General features: G+C 43.7%; 17 protein-coding genes and 1 pseudogene. 3 read left to right on the forward strand and 15 right to left on the reverse strand.

Going from position 1 to position 19686, the window contains the following annotated elements; translation table 11 throughout:
• Nucleotides 1–8 precede the first annotated feature (8 nt).
• The 5 genes from HPT30_RS11800 to HPT30_RS11820 all read right to left on the reverse strand — a co-directional run bounded on the left by HPT30_RS11800 (nucleotide 9) and on the right by HPT30_RS11820 (nucleotide 4604).
• Nucleotides 9–587, reverse strand: coding sequence for a GNAT family N-acetyltransferase (locus HPT30_RS11800; protein ID WP_175371589.1), 579 nt, complete (start codon nucleotides 585–587; stop codon nucleotides 9–11).
• A 272-nt stretch (nucleotides 588–859) separates the two neighbouring features.
• A complete protein-coding gene (locus tag HPT30_RS11805; RefSeq protein ID WP_175371590.1) occupies nucleotides 860–1741 on the reverse strand; it encodes a phosphotransferase family protein in 882 nt (293 codons plus the stop codon).
• A 34-nt stretch (nucleotides 1742–1775) separates the two neighbouring features.
• Nucleotides 1776–2678: an AraC family transcriptional regulator gene (locus HPT30_RS11810; protein ID WP_246317043.1), complete on the reverse strand. Its 903-nt coding sequence runs from the start codon at nucleotides 2676–2678 to the stop codon at nucleotides 1776–1778.
• A gap of 188 nt (nucleotides 2679–2866) precedes the next feature.
• A complete protein-coding gene (locus HPT30_RS11815) occupies nucleotides 2867–3715 on the reverse strand; it encodes a P-loop NTPase family protein (RefSeq protein WP_175371592.1) in 849 nt (282 codons plus the stop codon).
• Between the two features lie 40 nt (nucleotides 3716–3755).
• A complete protein-coding gene (locus HPT30_RS11820) occupies nucleotides 3756–4604 on the reverse strand; it encodes a methyl-accepting chemotaxis protein (protein WP_175371593.1) in 849 nt (282 codons plus the stop codon).
• A 363-nt stretch (nucleotides 4605–4967) separates the two neighbouring features.
• Between HPT30_RS11820 and HPT30_RS30940 the strand changes: the two genes are divergently transcribed.
• Nucleotides 4968–5042 carry a putative holin-like toxin gene (locus HPT30_RS30940; protein ID WP_376767031.1) on the forward strand — a complete coding sequence of 25 codons (75 nt, stop codon included), beginning with the start codon at nucleotides 4968–4970 and terminating at the stop codon, nucleotides 5040–5042.
• A gap of 523 nt (nucleotides 5043–5565) precedes the next feature.
• On the opposite strand, the gene HPT30_RS11825 is transcribed toward HPT30_RS30940, so the two are convergent.
• The 8 genes and pseudogenes from HPT30_RS11825 to HPT30_RS11860 form a co-directional block, all read right to left on the reverse strand.
• The gene (locus HPT30_RS11825; protein ID WP_175371594.1) at nucleotides 5566–6489 is read right to left on the reverse strand and encodes a DMT family transporter; all 924 of its coding nucleotides are present in this window, start codon (nucleotides 6487–6489) and stop codon (nucleotides 5566–5568) included.
• 37 nt (nucleotides 6490–6526) lie between these two features.
• Complete coding sequence (locus tag HPT30_RS11830) at nucleotides 6527–7354, reverse strand: DUF427 domain-containing protein (RefSeq protein WP_175371595.1); 828 nt, start codon at nucleotides 7352–7354, stop codon at nucleotides 6527–6529.
• A 238-nt stretch (nucleotides 7355–7592) separates the two neighbouring features.
• Nucleotides 7593–8951, reverse strand: coding sequence for an LLM class flavin-dependent oxidoreductase (locus HPT30_RS11835; RefSeq protein WP_175371596.1), 1359 nt, complete (start codon nucleotides 8949–8951; stop codon nucleotides 7593–7595).
• Nucleotides 8952–9028: 77 nt separating this feature from the next.
• Nucleotides 9029–9640 carry an ABC transporter permease gene (locus HPT30_RS11840; RefSeq protein ID WP_066379920.1) on the reverse strand — a complete coding sequence of 204 codons (612 nt, stop codon included), beginning with the start codon at nucleotides 9638–9640 and terminating at the stop codon, nucleotides 9029–9031.
• A gap of 86 nt (nucleotides 9641–9726) precedes the next feature.
• Nucleotides 9727–10470: pseudogene (locus HPT30_RS11845) on the reverse strand (ABC transporter ATP-binding protein); the annotation flags it as partial.
• A 349-nt stretch (nucleotides 10471–10819) separates the two neighbouring features.
• A complete protein-coding gene (locus tag HPT30_RS11850; protein ID WP_175371598.1) occupies nucleotides 10820–11629 on the reverse strand; it encodes a DUF427 domain-containing protein in 810 nt (269 codons plus the stop codon).
• 204 nt (nucleotides 11630–11833) lie between these two features.
• Nucleotides 11834–12490, reverse strand: coding sequence for a bacillithiol biosynthesis deacetylase BshB2 (gene bshB2 / locus HPT30_RS11855; RefSeq protein WP_175371599.1), 657 nt, complete (start codon nucleotides 12488–12490; stop codon nucleotides 11834–11836).
• A gap of 23 nt (nucleotides 12491–12513) precedes the next feature.
• On the reverse strand, nucleotides 12514–12858 hold the full coding sequence (locus HPT30_RS11860) for a YojF family protein (protein WP_175371600.1): 345 nt from the start codon (nucleotides 12856–12858) through the stop codon (nucleotides 12514–12516).
• 330 nt (nucleotides 12859–13188) lie between these two features.
• On the opposite strand from HPT30_RS11860, the gene HPT30_RS11865 reads away from it, so the two are divergent.
• On the forward strand, nucleotides 13189–14382 hold the full coding sequence (locus tag HPT30_RS11865) for a DUF5780 domain-containing protein (RefSeq protein ID WP_175371601.1): 1194 nt from the start codon (nucleotides 13189–13191) through the stop codon (nucleotides 14380–14382).
• A 185-nt stretch (nucleotides 14383–14567) separates the two neighbouring features.
• Here HPT30_RS11865 and HPT30_RS11870 read toward each other — a convergent pair whose 3' ends face one another.
• Nucleotides 14568–15944: a hypothetical protein gene (locus HPT30_RS11870; protein ID WP_175371602.1), complete on the reverse strand. Its 1377-nt coding sequence runs from the start codon at nucleotides 15942–15944 to the stop codon at nucleotides 14568–14570.
• Nucleotides 15945–16171: 227 nt separating this feature from the next.
• On the opposite strand from HPT30_RS11870, the gene HPT30_RS11875 reads away from it, so the two are divergent.
• On the forward strand, nucleotides 16172–17164 hold the full coding sequence (locus HPT30_RS11875) for a DUF4003 family protein (protein ID WP_175371603.1): 993 nt from the start codon (nucleotides 16172–16174) through the stop codon (nucleotides 17162–17164).
• 33 nt (nucleotides 17165–17197) lie between these two features.
• Here the strand turns inward: HPT30_RS11875 and HPT30_RS11880 are convergent, their stop codons facing one another.
• Nucleotides 17198–19681, reverse strand: coding sequence for an ABC transporter permease (locus HPT30_RS11880; protein ID WP_175371604.1), 2484 nt, complete (start codon nucleotides 19679–19681; stop codon nucleotides 17198–17200).
• Between the last annotated feature and the right edge of the window lie 5 nt (nucleotides 19682–19686).

Genomic DNA, 19686 nt, shown 5'->3' on the forward strand with positions numbered 1-19686 from the left:
GGATCTCCTTAGATTAATGTTGCTAAATAATCTTCTTTTAAAATACTATAGATCTCCAAATCCACAATCCCTTTCCCCGTCCAAAGACTCGCCTGTCTAAGCGTACCCTCTTTCAAGAAGCCATTCTTCACCAAGACCTTCTTGGATGAATCATTCCGGGGCATCACTTCTGCCTGAATTCTGTTCACGTTGACATCCTCAAACAGAAATTGCACTAACAGCTTCACCGCAGCGCTGGCAATGCCCTTGCCCCAATGGGCCTCATCCAAAAAGTATCCGATCGTCACCATATTCACCTTCTGATTAAAATCGAAGGCTTCAATAATTCCCAGCAAGCGCTCAGGCTCCGCATTAGCGAAGATCCCCCACTTGATCTTTGATCGCTTGTGAAAATCTCTGGCAAAATGCCCAATCATGTTGCTCACCGTGTTTTTGTTATGTTTAGGAAGGATGCCGCAGTATTCAAACACCTTATCATTGCTGTAGATTTCAAAAACACCGTCCACATGGACATCTTCTATCTTTTTTAATATCAATTCATCGGACCTAAGCACGGGGAACTGCCCAAAAATCGCCTCAAGGTTCATTCCGTCACCCTTTTCAATTTTTCTGTGTAAGACGAATTTAAGATATGGACGTAAGGCTCCATCGTCACTACGGTGGAATGTTTGGACTTTCGGTCGTTGTTGTTCCCAGATTTCTTCTTTAATAACCGCTTCTAGCGGTTGAAATCTGAGAACAGCCTATGCTTCCGATGCGAGCTTTCCTATGGAAAGCTTTTAGACGAACGCTACGCTCCTACAGTTCCAAACCCTCCCCCTTCGTTCCTTTTCGCTTTTCCTTAATATCTTTTGTTCATCTAAGTAGAAAAATCACTAAACTTCCGTTCTTTCAGAAACGGGTTGTTATTAATCAGCTTCATTACCCGCCCAGCCGTTCCGCTCCTCTTGGGAACTCCATTCCTTCTACTGAGTAATATCCAGCGCAGACAAGCCAGCGCTTCAAAGGCATCCAACTCTTCCTCCGGAATATCCTTATCAGATAGATAAACTGAACGAAACACCTCTGCACGGGACTGCGACCAGTAGATTTTCTGCAGAATATAAGTCCATGCAAAATCATACCTAGGGTCCCCCAGTTGTCCATTCGTCCAGTCAATGATGGTATATCGTCCGTTGTCCTCCAGAATATTATTAGAATGGAAATCACCATGAATAATCCGATCCTGCTTCATGTGAGTCAGTGGAATAAGGGAAACGGCTGCGTCATAGAGATCTGAGAATTCACTGGCCCCGGGGAAAAAATAATTGAGAAAATCATACTTAGGAATAAGACCCGCTGCCTCTCCCAACTCGGAAACATCTACTTCGTGCAACCTGGCTAATAATCCAGCCACCTCAGTTGTAGTCTTGTCATTCACTTTTTCAATAGGTGTCCCATCAAAGGTCGTTAACAACACCTGATCCCCAGCGGAATCGATGCCCCAACCTATCGGCCTGGAAACAGCGATTCCCCGTTCATGAAGGATTTTAAGCAAATGGTACTGAGCACCTACATCCGGTTTGGACTCCTTGCTCCATATCTTTAAGACAAAGTCCTCTTGATCAATATGTATTCGTAGAACCTCGGCTTCAAACCCCTGCTTTAAAGGCTGCTTGCTAAGTGTCTCTACCTGATTCAAGAGCGCATCTAGCGTGTCCTCTTTTTCAATCCAATTCACAGCAGTAATCAGGCTTCCCAATGTTGATCCTCCCTTCCTTATATAAGGATTAAATTCAGCTCGTAGCCTGCTTTATCGGAACGTATAATTTAACCTTAACCTTCCCTTCCGCGTCCTGTGCAGGATCATTCAGGCAGAATTCCAGGCAGGGGCGATCGTCGACCTCATACTGGCTGTTAGGCAGCCAGAGGTTGAACACATTTTGATAAGCCAGCACAAACTTTTCTACAGTATCGTAGTAGGGATATACCGCATACAGTCCACCAGATAACGTCTGGAATTGGATGTGCAGGGCATGTCCGTGCTGCTGAAATCCACTGGGCAATGAGACACAGGCATCGTACCGGCAGGCCATTTCATCTATGAAAATCGAGTCATCTAAAGATATGCCGATAAAAGAGTGCTGTCCTGGTGCCAGTCCTTGCTCACTCGCCCATTGCCCCAGCTTATCCCATGCATCCCGCGTATCCAGATAGCTCCCGACATGTCTAACATACGCCACTTCATACCCCGGCAATTCCCGAGTAGTGATCATGTTATCCCAAACCCTCTTGAGTAGTTGATTACCAGTGCTATGGTTATTGTATCTTTCCACAGGGGGTAATTCTGCTTGCTTATTGCTAAAGATTGCTGAATAATTGCTATTCTTCCTGGCACGGCTACGAACTTCGCTTGGCGTTTGCCCATAATGTCTTTTGAAGAGCGCATTGAACGTCGATACTGACTCAAAACCACACTGAATTGAGATTTCCAGAATCGTCTTATGGCTGCCCTCAGCCAGCAACTGAGTAGCTTTATGTAAGCGTTCTCGATTCACAAATGCCACCGGAGTCATACCGATTTTGGCTGTAAATATTCTCGAAAAATGATACTTCGACAAATGTGAAACACCCGCCAATAGCTCCAAGTTGAGCTTCTTATGGCTGTTCTCCTTGATATATTGAACGACATGGTCCATTCTATCTTGCTCATTATCCCTCATACGATTAGTTCGGAGCTCTGCGCTCTCTTTACTCTCATAATGGCCTCACTTCTCCTTTTTTTGCTTCATCGTATTTACAATATACAAAATAGCCCTTGCCCCACAGCTTATGCGCAGGTAAGAGCTAGCTTGCACTGCAGCGAATAAAAGTCACTCTGTGCCTGTTATCTAAAATATTGCGATACGATCCCCGCCAACACTTGCTTATATTCATCTATCTCATACGAAGAGTTATTCACCTTGTACTTGGCGATAGGTAATCTATTAAATATATCTTCTTCCCATTCACGTCTTGCCTTTAGAACCTGGAGCGTTCCTTCCAATTCCTCACACCCGTTCTTCAGCCCAAAACCTTGGTTTGTATAATATTCAATAAATCCTTCTGACCATTCTATCGGTCTTTCCTGAACAGCTTTACGGAACGCATGCTCCAAGTCATCCTGCTCCACGTAAATCAGCAATGGATTCAGACGCTCTACAGTGGCACTCAGTTCCGTAACATAACTTATAACATCTTCTTTCTCAGCACCATACTTAATCATCCCCATCGTCACAGGGTTTTGAATAAAACAACAATCAAACACAAAGGTCTCCGAGCCAGTCAGAACATTTCCCACAAAAGACTTCCATCGCTTTGTAATCAGCTTCTTATGTGGTTCCAGCGGTAATTCGTACACATCATTTCGGAACACGATGTTCAATAACTGGTCAGGGAAGTCAGATTCGTATGTATTCTTTAACTTGCGATATTCCAGGAAAATGCCACCGTCACCCTGTTGAATCCCATGACGGCTCAATAACGCTCTATACTCTTCATTGGTGCTCAATAATTCATCCCATTGGTTATTCTCAAAGAAAGCCACACCATCGTAATCTGCCGGATGGTCCAAATCCCCCTCCAAAAAAAGCTGAGACTTCACATTCATCTCCGTAAAAATTTCATGAACGAGCCTAGCCGTTGTTGTTTTCCCGGAGCCGGGTAAACCTTCAATGAGGACTACTTTGGGTTTCATAGAATTACCTCCTCGCACTCTTACTTTGTAATTATAATCATCAGACAATAGCTGAGAGTTTCTCAGCAGTCTGCACAATATGACCATAGGAATCTTTGAGTTGGTTAATAGAGTCTGAATTGTTCTCTATCTTCTCAGTCACATTATTTACCATATTCATCATAACAGATAGCGATTTCAAAATCTCATCGAGTTGATTGGAAATTTCGTTCGCTGAATTTTTGCTGGTATTCGCCATTTTGCGAACTTCCTCAGCAATTACAGCAAAACCACGCCCATATTCATTCGCCCGGGCCGCCTCAATAGCCGCATTCAGCCCCAGCATATGCGATTGAGTGGCGATCTCTTTGACTAAAGAAGCTACAGAGCTTATCGTTTCCACGTTGTTTTTCACAACTTGTGACTCTTTATTAAGGATTTCAATATCATTAACAATGCCTTGTGAAGCATGATGCACTTCGTTCGTCCGTGCAGTCATTGCCGTAACAACCGACATAAATTCATTTGAACTATCCACCAGCACCTGTTGGCGGGCCGTGATATCTGTAGCAATTTTGACCACATTTTGCACGTGTCCTTCTGCATCTAACACCGGTGTGTAAAAAGCCTCCAGCCAGAGCACTCTTCCACTTCTTGTAACCCGTTGTACCTTGTCATGAAAGGCTACTCCATTGCGTAGATTATCCCAAAAGTCTGCATATTCCCGGCTCTTTGCAAATTCAGAAGGACAAAAACTACTATGCTGCATCCCTGGCAAAGCATCCACTGTGTGTTCCATTACTTCTGCGAAAATAGGGTTCGCCCATAGCACTTTCCCGTAGGTATCAAAAGCAATCATCGCAAGTGATTGTTCCATAGCTGTAAACATGATTCCTTGATCAACACTCATCGCTATTTCCCCCAGTTAAATCATTTGAATTTGTAGTATAAATTCACTATATAACTCCATTAATTAACTAAACATAATAATATAAACAATTTTAATAATATTCTTGTTATAAACTGTATCGGTAGGAAAGCAGAATAAATATAGGGAGGAACAGTAAATGCGGAGGAAAATCATAGGGAGGATGATTGGGATATGATGTGGAAGAACTTCAAATTGGATAAGGCTAAATAATAGTACAGGAGCATAACGTTTTTCTAAGACTTCTAAATTTCATTATCACTAGTTATCATCGACTAAGTAATAGAATAGGCTTAAAGGGTCGGTCGGCTACCTCTCCATTGAAGAGAAGGATGCCTTGTGACAATGTTTGAAGCAATGATGCTTATGCTAACCTTCGGTTCGCTTATCGTAGCGCTGCTGTCCGATAAACGCAAATAGACCGCCCCCCCGAACAAAGGTATGCGGTCTACTTGTCGTGTCCTGTTTGTTAAAAGCCCACCGCCCTTAAAAGCGGCTATTGCATTGGGAGCCGTGTTGACGTACGGCTCTCTTTGCATTGTACGTATTTTGTACCTCCAATATACCATAGACCGCCCTTTAAAGTAGAAATACATATATATAATTATATTTAAATTCCGAACTGATCAAAGATTGTATTCAGCGAAAATGCTGCTACTTCCCAGAACCGACATATCGCCGTATACGAAATAACTCTACTCCGCGACTAATCTCCTCTACATCTATAAGCCTAAATCACAAAAAAACGCTCCAGTGTGCGATTTCCGAACGTCTTCCTGGCTTCTCTTATGTTAAAATGTCATCAACTATCCTGCTTCCAGCTCTTTTATAAAACATGAAGGTGGGAAAAGGATGAAGAATTATGTGCTCGGATTTTCTCTAATAGGCCTCCATACAAAAAGCCCTTCCCCAGCAAAAAACTAAGGAAAGGCTTTCGATTCATTTAAGTTGTAGCTTCAGTTGTACTCGTTGTCTCATTCACCTGCACAACTTTTTTGGAAGCATTGCGATTAGAGATGAAAACTCCAATTAGAATCAGGGCTCCGCCCAGCAATTGAGTGACGTAGATCTCATCTCCCAATAAAAAATGCCCCAGGATAAGAGAGATAAACGGCGGGATATTCATGAACATGGAAGCTGTCCCAGGCCCTGTGACCGCTACGCCCCTTGTCCACCATATCCCCGAGGTTGCTGTAATCAAGGCTAACGGAAGTAGCATTAACCAGATAGAAGCATTATTTGTTGCTATCAAACCACCATTATACGACTCTATCGCTACCATAGGAGATATCAGAATAGCACCTAATCCACCAGAAATAATATTAATAGCTGTCAGTGGCATCGTCTTCACCAGCAGTGGCGTGAACATCATACCGATCGTCATCCCCAGCATCGCCAGTACCAAATACAAGTCACCTAATGATAGACTGAACTGCCCTCCACCAAAACTGATAATAATAACGACACCCACTACACCAAGTAGGCCTCCAACCAGCTTTCCTGCAGTCAACGAAACCTTATACAATAGACGCTCCATGAAGATGGCTACCAATGGTGCTACTGCATAGATCAAGGAACCATTGGCTGCTGAGGACAGCTTGAGACCTGAGAAATAAAGTGGTTGCTGAATCAAAGTGCCAAACAACGAACTAGCCGTCAAAAGTAACCATTCCTGCCGGGTTGGCCATCTTAATTTTCCGGCACGATACAGCAACAACAGGACAAGCAGCCATGTTAAAACCATGCGTATAAAGGATAGAAATGCAGGAGAGAAAAAATTTATCAGATACGCACTCATGATATAACTTAATCCCCAACAGAGAGTTGCCCCAATAAGTCCAACAATAGCCGATCTATAACTCGACATTAGATGCACTCCCCTACATTAACTGAAAAAGCACATCTCATTGCTTATGAGCGATTGATTTGTAAGGTAAACGATCTTGCTCCTGCAGGGACCATTTCTCTCCATCTATGTAGATCGCATCAACTTCTTCATTATAAAAGCTATATCTACCCGCTATTTCATGAACCTCTGGCAGTGGCTCCTGATAGCTCCACACCACATTGTCAGCAATCACTCCATCGCTATTGAAAGAATGATACGTGGCAGATCCTTTATAAGGGCAGGTTGTCACTGTATCTGATGGCACTAGATAATCAAAGTTAATATCCTCTTTTGGCAAATAAAAACGCGGAGTCAGTCCTGTCTCAAACAAGATAACCGGTTCTTGACTATCTGCGACAACCTTGCCGCCTACGATTACTTTTATATGTCTGGAACTCGGAATAGCATCCAGTCTCGAATAAGGATCTCTGGCATGGTTAATGACTTCTTCCTCTTCTTCAAACCATCTAATATCATTATTTTTCCAGATAAAAGTAATATATCCCGCAATAATGGCACTGGGCACAGGCGGATTGGGATGACTCCAGACAGCGTTCTCTACAAGCGTATCATCGACTCCAATGTTCCAATAGACGGCTTCCCCTTTGTGAAGGTCCTCTCTGCGATGAGTCGATTCTTGAAGAAACTCGGTCCGGACATCGTCCTTGGGAAAATAGTACACCGGCAGCTTGCCGGTCTCCGTAACGATCAGCACACGTCTGCTATCGGCCACGAATGTCTCGCCTATTTTTACACGAATCCATTTCGGACTCACTTCGGCCCGAAGCTGCCAATCCCCATCAAATTCATCATTTAAATTCCACTGCGGGTCATAATGCGCCATCTAATCCCTCTCCCTTCTATTCGTTATATTGTCATCTATAATAAGACGAACTTAAGATCCGAACGTAAGGCTCGGTCGTCACTACGGTGGAATGTTTGGACTTCCGGTCGCTCTTGTAACTGCTTCAGCGGTTGAAATCTGGGAACAAATGCGAACGCTGCGCTCCTACAGTTCCAAACTTCCCCCTTCATTCCTACTCGCTTTGTTACTTTATTTTGTTCATCTTATAAATTTAAGATTAACGTGTAGCGATCACGCTATAACGATTAGCAGGGCGACGCAGTCCCAGATGTTCACGAAGGGTCGTTCCTTCATAATCTTCGCGGAAGATTCCGCGCCGCTGCAATTCAGGGACAACCAAGTTCACAAAGTCATCCAGACCGCCAGGCAAATGCGGGAACATCACATTAAAACCATCCGCTGCGCCTCGAACGAACCATTCTTCCATCTGGTCAGCAATCTGCGAAGGTGTTCCGGCTACTCCGCGCGAGTTAAGACGTTTATAGAGCTGGCGAATAGTCAGGGTCTCCCGCTCCAGCAATTGAATGATTTTGGCCAGACTGCTCTTACTCTGATTAAAGCCCTCCAGCTTTGGTGTGAACGGCAATTGCTCATCCAATGGATACTGTGATACATCATGACCCAAATAATGAGAGAGCAGATCGACTCCCAGCTTCTCAGGCGTAAGATCCTCCACAATCGCCAACCGCTGGGCCGCTTCTTCCTCCGTCCGTCCAATAACAGGCATAAAGCCCGGCAGAATCTTCAGATCATCACGCGATCTACCGTATTTGGCCAGCCTTGTCTTGATATCCTCGTATAGCTCAATCCCATCCTCAACCGTTCCAAACGGTCCAAAGGCTGTACCTGGTGCAAATACAACTTCTGCTGATGCGGCCGCCAGCTCCTTGCCTGCTTCCGAAGCCCCTGCTTGAATCAATACAGGATATCCTTGCGGAGGCCGTGATACATTCAATGGACCCCGAACTTGGAACTCATCACTCTTATAATTCAAATTATTCAGCTTGTCTTTATCCGCAAAAATACCTGACGCCTTATCCAATACAATGGCATCATCTTCCCAACTATCCCATAGCCCTTGAGTCACATCGACGAACTCGCCAGCTCTTCCATAACGATTCTCATGCTCCAGGTGTTTATCTTTACCGAAGTTCCGGGCTTCTTCATCCGTCTGCGAAGTAACGATATTCCATCCTGAACGTCCACTGCTTAAGTGATCCAGTGTGGCTAATTTTCGGGCAATATGATACGGCTCGTTATATGTCGTTGATACGGTTGCTGCAAGACCAATTCGCTCTGTGACCGCAGATAGTGCAGATAGTAGTGTGAATGGCTCTGGACGAATGCTGTTTGCCGCAGTGATCCCTGACTGAAATCTGTCCCAGACATATAATTCATCTGCATAGAAGAACATATCAAATTTCCCGCGTTCAGCAGTCTGCACAATATGCTTGTAGTAATTAAAATCAAGCAGACCGGCTGCATCCGATTCCGGATGTCTCCAACTGGAGATATGCTCACCTGCCGGAAAGAACATCATCGCTCCCAGTGCCATTTGTCGTTTGTTATTACTCATCTCTATACACCATCCCTTATACTGTCTGTTAATTACAGCAGGCCTTGATTCTCCAGCCATTCCTTCGCTATTAAATATTAATTTCTGGTATATTGACGCAGGCCTTTTGGCGTAAGCAACTTATTCAGTCCTAGCAACAATAAATTAACGACAATAACGAGTAGCGATACAGGAATTGCACCTTCCATAATAGTTACCGTATTGATCATCGCTATCCCTCTAGTAATAATATCGCCTAGTCCGCCAGCAGCAATGTAAGTAGCAATAGTAGCCATACTGATCGTCTGCACCGCAACTAGCCTTACACCGGCCATAATAACGCTGCGCGCAATAGGAAGTTGAACCATCCACAGAATCTGCCATCTGGTCATTCCCATTCCCGTACCAGCTTCAATTAACGCCTGATTCACGCCCCCAATACCTACATAGGTGTTCTGAAGAATCGGAAGTAGCGCATACAGCGTTAACGCGATAATCGCAGGCTTTGTTCCAATGCCCAGAAACGGGATCATAAATCCGAATAATGCAAGACTGGGAATGGTCTGAATCACAGATACCGTTGTTATGACTGTGTTCGCTACACGTTTATAGGCAGTAAGAATAATTCCGGTCGGTACTGCAATCAGGCAAGCAATCAGAACCGAGATCAGTGACAGATTGATATGCTCCCCCATCTTCTGTAAAATCATAGGCCAATCTGCTTGCAAGGTATTCCAAAATTGATCCACCCATAACCACTCCCTTTCATTGATAATCGAGATCAAATTGAATATTGTTCAAACCGCTCTGCACCTAGAAATTCACGAACGAAGTCAGAAGCAGGTGCCTCCAGTAAATTCGCAGGTGTTCCAGTCTGAATAATAAAGCCATCCTTTAGCAGAATTACCTGGTCGGCTATTTTAAGTGCCTCATCGATATCATGTGTTACGAACACGATGGTCTTCTGCACTTTTTCATTCAGCTTAATAAGCTCCTTCTGTAGCTGTACCCGGCTAATGGGGTCTAATGCGCTGAAAGGTTCATCCATAAGAATAATAGAAGGGTTGGAAGCAAGTGCACGAGCTACACCGATGCGCTGTTGTTGTCCACCACTTAGCTCATGCGGGTAACGGCTACGAAATTGCTGTGGATCAAGACCAATCAATTGCAGGAGTTCTTCTGTACGCTGAACCAAATCTTTCTTCTTCTCGCCCTTAAGCCTTGGAACGATAGAGATATTCTGTTCAATGGTCATATGAGGAAATAATCCGATCTGTTGAATGACATAACCAATATTCCGCCGCAGCTCAACCGGATTAAGTGTGCTGACCTCCTGCCCTTCTACCAATACAGAACCAGACTCCGGCTCTATCAAGCGATTGATCATTTTAAGCAGCGTTGTCTTCCCGCAACCTGACGGTCCGATAATGGTAACGATTTGACCACTAGGTATGGTTAGATCAAAATTCTCCAACACATTACCTGAACCATAATTTTTAGTCACTTGCTTGAACTGTACTGCGGCTACATCAACACCCATATCATTCACTCATCCTTCTTCTCAAAATATACCAACTTAATTCATAATTTTAGTCGGTTTTAAATATAAAAAAAGATCACATCTCCCTCATGTAGCTGCAAGGGAAATGAGACCTCCGTTTGTAAGGTTAGTCTCTTCTATTATTAACATCCGATAATACAATACTGTAATGTAATACTTTAATGCAATATTATATTACGTCTAATTTTTTGTCAATCATTAAAAACAAGTAAACTCATCGGATTAAAATTTTCAAATCACGAGATGATTTATGTTTTTTAGGGCATAAAAAAAGACCTCCTGTGATCAGGTCAGCCATATTAGACTACTATGCGGTTATCCTTAAGAATTAATTACTTTCCACAAGCGCAGGTTTAATCTCATTAGCATTAAAAAAATCCAATGCGGAGCGATACCAAGAAGTCTCTCCTTCTTTCTCGCCGTCAACATAAATCTCTACACGTTCATTATAGAAGGAGAGATATTCCTTAATTTTAGGAATTTCGGGAATCGGATTGAGATAGCTCCACACAATGTTTTCATGAACGGTACCATTCACTTCAGCGGACCAATAAGAAGCCTTTCCTTTGTAAGGGCATCTCGTTTCCAAGTCGGTTTCCTGCAGGAACTCCTGCTTCACGTCTTCCTTCGGTAAATAATAACGAACAGGGACACCAGTCTCGAATACAATGATCGGACGTTTGCTATCCGCAACCGTTACACCATCAATCACTACCTGGATATGCCGAGAACTTTGCAGCGCATCAACTCTTTTATAAGGGTCACGCGGGTGAACAAAGATTTCTTCATCTTCTTCGAACCAGGCATCTACTTGATTCCAATAGAATGAAACATATCCTTTGATCGGCTCACTCTCGGGAATGGGGTTCTGATAGCTCCAAACTGCATTTTCTGAAATCCGGTCCCCAACCTTGATACTCCAGTAAGATGCTGCACCTTTCCATGGGCAGTGGGAATGATGCTCCGACTCTACGAACAGATCCTTGCGAACATCACTCTCGGGAAAATAATAAACCGGAAGATGCCCTCTCTCATGAACCGTGATCACATTCTTGCTATCCGCAATCGTAACCCCTTCAAACTCCACTCTTACTCGTCTTGGATTTGAATCAAACTGCAATTTCTTCTTATTAGACATGTGTACTCTCCTCCTTCTAAATAATATCAAATATAGGTAATTAATTATTGCATTTAGATAATATCATGCAAATTTCAGATATTCAATATAAAAAACCAACTTTTCCAATAAGAATTTAAAATAATAACTAACGAAATAAAAAAACCAATCACCGATAATCTTCTGGTGATTGGTTGCTTAAATTTACTCTATGTTTTGACTTCCTTATTTAAAAGGATAAATCCAAAAATGTTCTGTTCCAAAACGCGCTTGAATCTCTTCATCATTCAATTCTTTGCTGCCTACTAACTCAGCGGCTTGGAATTGTGATTTATGCGCCTGAATCGATGCCATTTTAGGCTTCAGAAAATCTTTGACATCAATGATAACATTAGGTTTGCCAATCTCTTGCTCCGTATTCCGGGCAAAGGCCACACAATGAACAGGAGGTCTCTCTGCCTTAGGTAATCTTTCAACCGTACGGATAACTGCGGCTCCAGTGGCATCATGGTCGGGATGAACACTGTAACCCGGGTAGAACGTAACGACTAACGAAGGGTTAAGCTCTTTCAAAAGAGCGTCAATTTGACTATCCAACAAGTCTTGATCCTCAAATTCAATCATCTTGTCATGGAAACCAAGCATTCTTAGATCCTGTATCCCAATGGCCTCACAAGATGCTTCAAGCTCTTTTTTGCGTATCTCGGGAAGGGTTACCCGATTGGCGAAAGGCGGAATTCCCATATTCCGGCCCATTTCTCCTAATGTCAGGCAGGCATAAGTTACCTGAGTTCCATTCTGTATATGCTTCGCCAGGGTTCCTGCTACACCGAAAGCCTCGTCATCCGGGTGTGGCAATACAACAAGAATATGTCTTTCCACTGAATTTTTCATCTCCTCATGCATTAGAAAGGCTCCCGGCTTAATTGTAAAGATACGATAAGCTTGCCTTGACTGTCGTGCCCTGCCATGATCAATCTATCTGTCTCACTCTCTTCATAGTGAGTTAAACCTTCTGAGTAAACCCAACCCTGCGACATTTTCAGACCGATACGATAAGGTCCTTCTCCAGAAATCGACCCATGAGAATATTGAATGACAGCATTGGTGATGAAAGTAGAAGCCGAGTGCTTAGAGCTATCCAAGTGGGCTGCATATGCCCCCATTGTTAACTCAAGATGGATATACAGCTCCTGATCTTTAAGTCGGTCAATTCTTTTTTGTATTTCTGACTGATTGATTAGCTGCAATGTTACGCCTCCATCTCTGACTGAATGTATAGCTGAATGAACTTATAAGAAATAAGATCCAACCCTTTGCAGAACGGACCTACAGGATACAAGTGTGACTTATTTCTCATCAAAGTATAACTTGCGATGCTATGTAATTCAATGGATGTTTCTGAGTAGTAGGGACAGGTATCCAATATCTATTTCTAATAAAATTTAATTAATTGGATGATTTTGTTTATTTAAGTATAATGGTATTATATGCCTACAACTTAAGACCTAATTCGACATTATTCACTAAAAGATTGAAGAAGAACTTAAACAGGCAAGTAAAATAAAAGGGGAATGAACATGCTTTGTAGCAAGTGTAACACTGAGCTGCCTGAGGATAGCCTATTCTGTAACAATTGTGGAGCCAGGACTATGAGTAGAGCTTCTGGAAGGAAAAAAAACAAAAAAACGTGGATTTTAAGCAGTAGTATTATTGGAGCTTTGATCATCATTGCCTTGATATTCTTGACCTTAAACAACAGACCTGTGAATGCATTCAAGAATGCTATTAAAGATAATAAATACGGAAATGCGATAGAAGTTTATGAAAACAAAATCAAAGGCGATTTAGAAAAGGAATCAGAAGTCGAAATCTATCTTCAAACCAGCTTAGAACAAATTAAAAAAGATTATACTGACGAAAAGATCGATTATAACACTGCTTTAAACCAACTGGAAATCATTAAGAAAACGAATCTTTTGAATTCGGAAGTGAGAACCGCTCAATCGGATATAGATAAATTGAATGGTTCAAGAACGGCCTTTAAGACCGGAGAAGAACTCCTGAAAAATAACGATGTGAAAAATGCCCTAACGGAATTAAAGAAGGTCAGCAAGGTTGACGAAGCTAACTATTCGAAGGCCCAAACCTTAATTAAGGATACTTTTTCTGCCTATAAAACATCTATTTTAGATGATGCTCAAAAACTCGCAACAGATCATAAGTATGATGAAGCTATCAAAGTTATAAATGAAGGATTATTCATCATGTCTACTGATTCTGATTTGATGGCTAAAAAAACAGTCTATGAAAAACAAAATGAAGAACAACTAGCCCTCCAACGCAAAGAGAAAATGGAACAAGCCAAAAAAAATCAAGAGGTAACTGTAGAGAAAACATCTATAATCGTTCAAGATGATACCTACAAAACGCTATATCCTGATATGATTCAAGTCATAACACGGAATAACACCAATAAAGTGGTTAAAAACATGGATGTTTCTATGCTGGGCTTTGATAATAACGGGCTTCCTATAAAGATTAAACGAGAATATGGAGATAGTTCCTTAGAATTTGTAGGACTCGCTCAAAATGTAAACATTGTACCAAAGGCTACCTTTGGTTCAGGAAAAGGCTGGGGCCTCGACAGCACCCATGGTATAACAACTGTGCTTGCCTGTGTAAAAAGTGTAGAATACTATGACGGTACAACATGGGAGAACGAGTATTATCCGTATTGGATTGAGAAGCACCAAGAAAAGCCCTTAGATTGATAACAATACCTTCGAAATCCCATCCTGCTCATACTATGAAAATAAAATGCGTTGGCGAGAGAGGTTTTCCCTTCTTTGCCAGCGCATTTTATTTTACACGCGTAATGACCAACACTTCCAGATAACACCCAGCGACCGGTCACCGATAGAACAACTACCGACAGCAGATCGCCGCTTAGAACCTATCAATATATAGGATACCCCGCTACAAACAATGCGAGATATAGCAAGCCACCGATAACAGATACTGCCGTAAGCGCAGCATCCTTAGATTTCTCCTCTGTGAGCGCTACGGCTGCAAAAGCTAACGGAAACACAACGATAAAGTAGCGCGGGGCAGACAACAACCAGGTCGGAGCGACTACAAAAGCAAAATACACGATAAAATACGCTGTATACGCGGGATTCAGCTTCTTCGCAGCCATATATATTACGATCAGAGCGGAGAATATAGTCAACAAATTGGGCAACCATAATCCAAGAAAATTACGGCTATCTCCCTCAATAAAAGTACGAACAGCATATTCCATCTGATATCTTACCGTATCGAAGAAGAAATAGAGCTTTTGGAACCAATGCTCTTTTTGATAGATGCTGTACTGAAACGCGTTACCTGTAACCTCATAATTAATATAAAGATAGGCTAGCAGCCCCAGCGATATAATGAAGAGACAGGCAAACGCACCAACAAGTCTGCTTATCCATGCCCTTCTATTTACAACTTTATATGTACCTAGCAACTCCCGAACGAATTCAATAGCGACCGGTACTGCCAGAAGTATCCCCGGAGAACGCGTATAGGCTGCCAGTGCCCCGAACAAGCATCCGATGAACCACTGCTTTTTCCGCACAAAATAGATACACATCAGAGAAAGTGCCAAGAATAGCGATTCCGTCATAGGAATGAGGAAAAAGAATGCTGCTGGAAATATAAAAATATACTTTACAACTCGTAGAGCATTTCTTTGCGACATATCTATTCGGGCAAGTTCATAAGCAAATAGAGCTGCAACGATCGAGCTGAGGATAGAGATAACAAATCCTGCCGCAAGATAACTCCCGGTAAATATCTCAACCACTTTTATCAGATTGGGTAAAAAGGGGAAAAACACGAGGTGAAATTTAGCATCTCCCTCTGTCACATACCCGTTCTCCGCAATACCAAGATAGGATGCAGCATCGATCCCCGATATATGCCATGTCTCCATCACCTTACTGAAGAGACCGCCGGAATAACCATTCTGTATGATTAGAAAAACATAACCAATGATCAGGAGAAGCGCACGGCTAATTAACATCCAGCCAATAATCTTCAACCAAGTCTGTTTTCTCCCGGGTTCGATTCTATGGGCTCGCATCTCTTCCGGTTGCTTGCTGGTCAGAATATATTCTGATAAAACGGGTATCGTGCGCAGACCTAATAACACGAATAGTGCGAAACAGGCAACTGTGGCGATAGTGCCTAGCACTGTCCAACTATGATTTGAATCTGCCCAGAAAATAGCCATACCCGCCATAATCAGTACAAAAATGATGGATATGACTTTGTCATGCTTCTTCATTTAGACCTCCATTTGTCCCCTCTGACCCCATGAAATAGATAAAAAAGGAAATTAGTACGCATAGAAATATCATAGTCGCTTGCAATTTTTTTGTAAATCATTTCTCTCGCTTTCATAGCGTAAAATAAAGGATAAAAATGTAAGATGATCTGGTAAAATGAATATACATCAACGGATCTTGGAAGGGTGTATCAAATAAAGCATAGTACAGGTGAGGAGTGTATCTAATGAAGGAGCAGTACACAGCAAAGCTTGAATTGTTCGCAGAAAACGCGCTGAAGTTGAAAAAAGCGTTCGCCTGGCAAAATGTAATGGTTAACCGTTTGGCGGCATTGCTATACACGGCAGAGAACAAAATTGCCGATGATGAAGCGATCCGCGCAAGCTATGAACTTATTAAAGAGAATACCGGATGGTTCTCTGCTTTCAGGGGTAATTCGATTATCAGCATAGCTGCCCTGCTCTCTCTTTCTGCCGATCAAGAAAAACAGCTCACAAACACACTGACCGTGTATGAGTTAATGAAGGAAGCCAAATTTAGAGCCTCTGATTATCTCGTCATTTCCGCCTATCAGATCGCTGCCCATGCGACATCGGATCAATATCCCCGTACGGTAGAACGCGCAAAGCAATTTTACGACAGTATGAAGGCGAAGCACCGTTTCCTTACCGGACAGGATGATTATATCTTTGCTGCCATGCTCGGTCTTTCCGATATCGACATTGAACAAGGTATCGATCGTATGGAGCAGCTCTATTCTACGCTTAAACCTGAGTTTTTATCGGGGAACAGTGTGCAAGCCCTGACGCAGGTCCTGATTCTTGGAGGAGAAGCCCCAGAGGCAGCGGCCCGTGTTCTTGCTTTACGCGATGACTTCCGTGCACAGGGGATCCGTCTGGACAAGGAATATACCCTTTCTTCGCTTGGTGTGCTCTCTTTGCTTCCCAGCAACAGAGAGGACATCGTTACGGATGTCTCAGAGACATACGAATTTCTGCGCACCCAAAAAGGCCTCGGCAGCTGGTCCATCAGCAAGCAGGAATTGCTGCTGCTCTCCGCCTCGCTGCTGGCCTTCAAATATGTGGATGATGTGCGAAATGGCATGATCACCACGATGCTCTCCACCAGCATTACCAATATTGTGATTGCACAACAGGCAGCTATAGCCGGGGCTACAGCTGCATCAGCTGCCGCAGTAGCTTCCTCCTCTTCAGATTAAAATGGATTGACGGGAAGGAAGGTATGGACTGTTCTATTCCACCGACTTCAACGCCTCAATCATATGAATCCGCTTGAGCTTGACATGCATGAAAGCCATGATCATGCCCGAGAACAACAGCGTTAAGAGTGCGGCATAAATATAACTGGGCCATTTGATGATCGGAACGAACAAGGTTGCATCTAGCTCGGCCGTCTTCAGCACGAAGCTGTGTAACAGGATACCGAGACCCGACCCAGCCACGATACCAATTACGCTCAGCAAAATATTTTCCCGATAAATGTACATCGTTATCTCCTTATCATAAAAACCCAGCACCTTGATCGTAGCCAGCTCCCGGATCCGCTCGGACACATTAATATTGCTCAAATTGTAGAGAACGACAAAAGCCAGTGCCGCCGCCGACACAATGAGCACCCAGGTCACAACGTTCATACTTTTCATGATATCGTCGAAGGCAGTGCCTAAGCTGCTGGAGAAGCTAACGGCAGCAACATGCTCACTATCCGTTAGCTTCTCGCCGAATGTATCCTCCGAGGCTTTATCCTGCACGGTATTGTTCAGAAGTTCTGTGTTAAATACGGGCTCTTTCCCGAATACGGAAGAATAATAGGCTGGGGTCATATACACATAGTGCATTACATAGTTCTCTGTGATCCCAGCGATCTGTATTTTGAACGTTTCGTTCTCCTTGTTCACCACGGTCAAGTAGCCACCAGGCTCAAGCCCGTACAGTTTAGCCAGCTTTTCCGAGACGATAGCACCCTTGTCCGTAAGCTTCCGCCTTTCTCCACTTAATCGATCCCTCAGCTCCACAAATTGTGCCAAAGAATCAACGGATACAGGAATGAACAGATTCACATCCTGATCATTTATACCTTTGGCCCGCGCGGTCATCGTTTCCTGTGCCACTTCAAGCGTACCGGTTATGGCAGATTCGTCAGTGATCCACTTCTTATAGGCATCCACTACATCAGGGGACGCATCTGCATGCAGAGCTACAAGGACATCATATTTCATAATTGCCCCGAATTGCCGTCCCGAGATGCTGCCGAGCGAGTCCTTGAGACCAAATCCAGTCAGGATCAGCGCCGTGCAGCCGGCCACGCCGAACACAGTCATGAACATCCGCTGCTTGTAGCGGAACAGATTCCGTGCGGTTACCTTTTGGACAAAGCTCAGCCTTTTCCATACAAAGGAAAACCGCTCCAGTACAATCCGCTGCCCGTTCTTTGGCGCCTTCGGGCGCATCAAAATGGAAGCATTGCCGCGAAGCACTACACGGGAAGCAATCCAGGCCGTCAAAGTAGTACATATTAACGCCACTAGGATGGAGATGATGGAATACGCAGGATAGAACCTTTTGATAATATCCGGGAGGTTATAGAGCGAACTATACGCATTATAAATAAATGTCGGGAACAGGGTAAAACCCAACGCGAGCCCCACAACTGAACCCGCCAGACTGGCAAGCGTGCCATAGACGAGGAATTTAGCTATAATGTCACGGTTACCATACCCAAGCGCCTTAAGAGTACCAATCTGTAAGCGCTGCTCCTCCACCATTCGCGTTATCGTCGTGAGGCTGACCAGTGCTGCAATCAAGAAAAAGAACACCGGAAACGCGCTCGCAATCGCCGACAACCGGTCAGCATTGTCTTTATATTCGGCATACCCCGGATTATCATTGCGGTCAGTGACATAGATCTTGGGCAAAGCCAGTTCTGCAAGCTTTCGCTCCCCTTCGACCAAATCCTTCTTCGCGGAAGCCAGCCCGGCGGACAGCGCCTGTTCTACATCCTTGGTATGCTGCTTCATCAGCGCCTCATACTCTGGCGTATAGGCCTTCAACGCGGAGGTATCTGTGAAGGACAGATACACTTCTGTATACACCGGCAGCTTGAAGTCTGTCGCCAGGATGGCTGCAAACGCATCTACCTGACCTTTGCCGATCCCGCTGGTGCCCCGGCTCTTCTTCTCAATAAACTGGGGGCTCCGGACAAAACCCACTACGGTATAATCCAGTACCCCGAAGCGGTTCGACAGTTCGGCATCCTTACCGTTTCCCGTGAACGTAATCTTGTCCCCTAGACCATACTCACCATCAAGCCGGTCATCTAGTACAATTTCTCCCGAATGCTTGGGAAGATGACCTTTAATAATACGGTATTGATTTAACGGTTTCTCGGTGTCATAGGAGTAGACTTTAAGTATTAAAGCTTTATCGCCGGTGAACACATCCGCACTGTACCCTGGCTGGACCACATCGACCCTTGGCACATTACTTAGCAGCTTTATGTTGTCTTCAGTCAGTCCGTAGGTAGTCTGCACCTTTAGATCCATTAGTCGCAGCTTCCGGTAAAACGTTTCGGCTGTATCCAGCATATCCGGCCCCGTCGCCTTGACCCCGGCAAAAAAACTGACGCCCAGCATAATGATTGCAAAAATCGAAATAAAACGAGCCTTGGTGCGCCAAATTTCACGAAAAATATCACTCCACAACGCGCGTTTGTTCATCCGTT

Origin of the sequence: Paenibacillus agri (assembly GCF_013359945.1) — a bacterium.
In the GTDB taxonomy this organism is placed as follows: domain Bacteria; phylum Bacillota; class Bacilli; order Paenibacillales; family Paenibacillaceae; genus Paenibacillus_AQ; species Paenibacillus_AQ agri.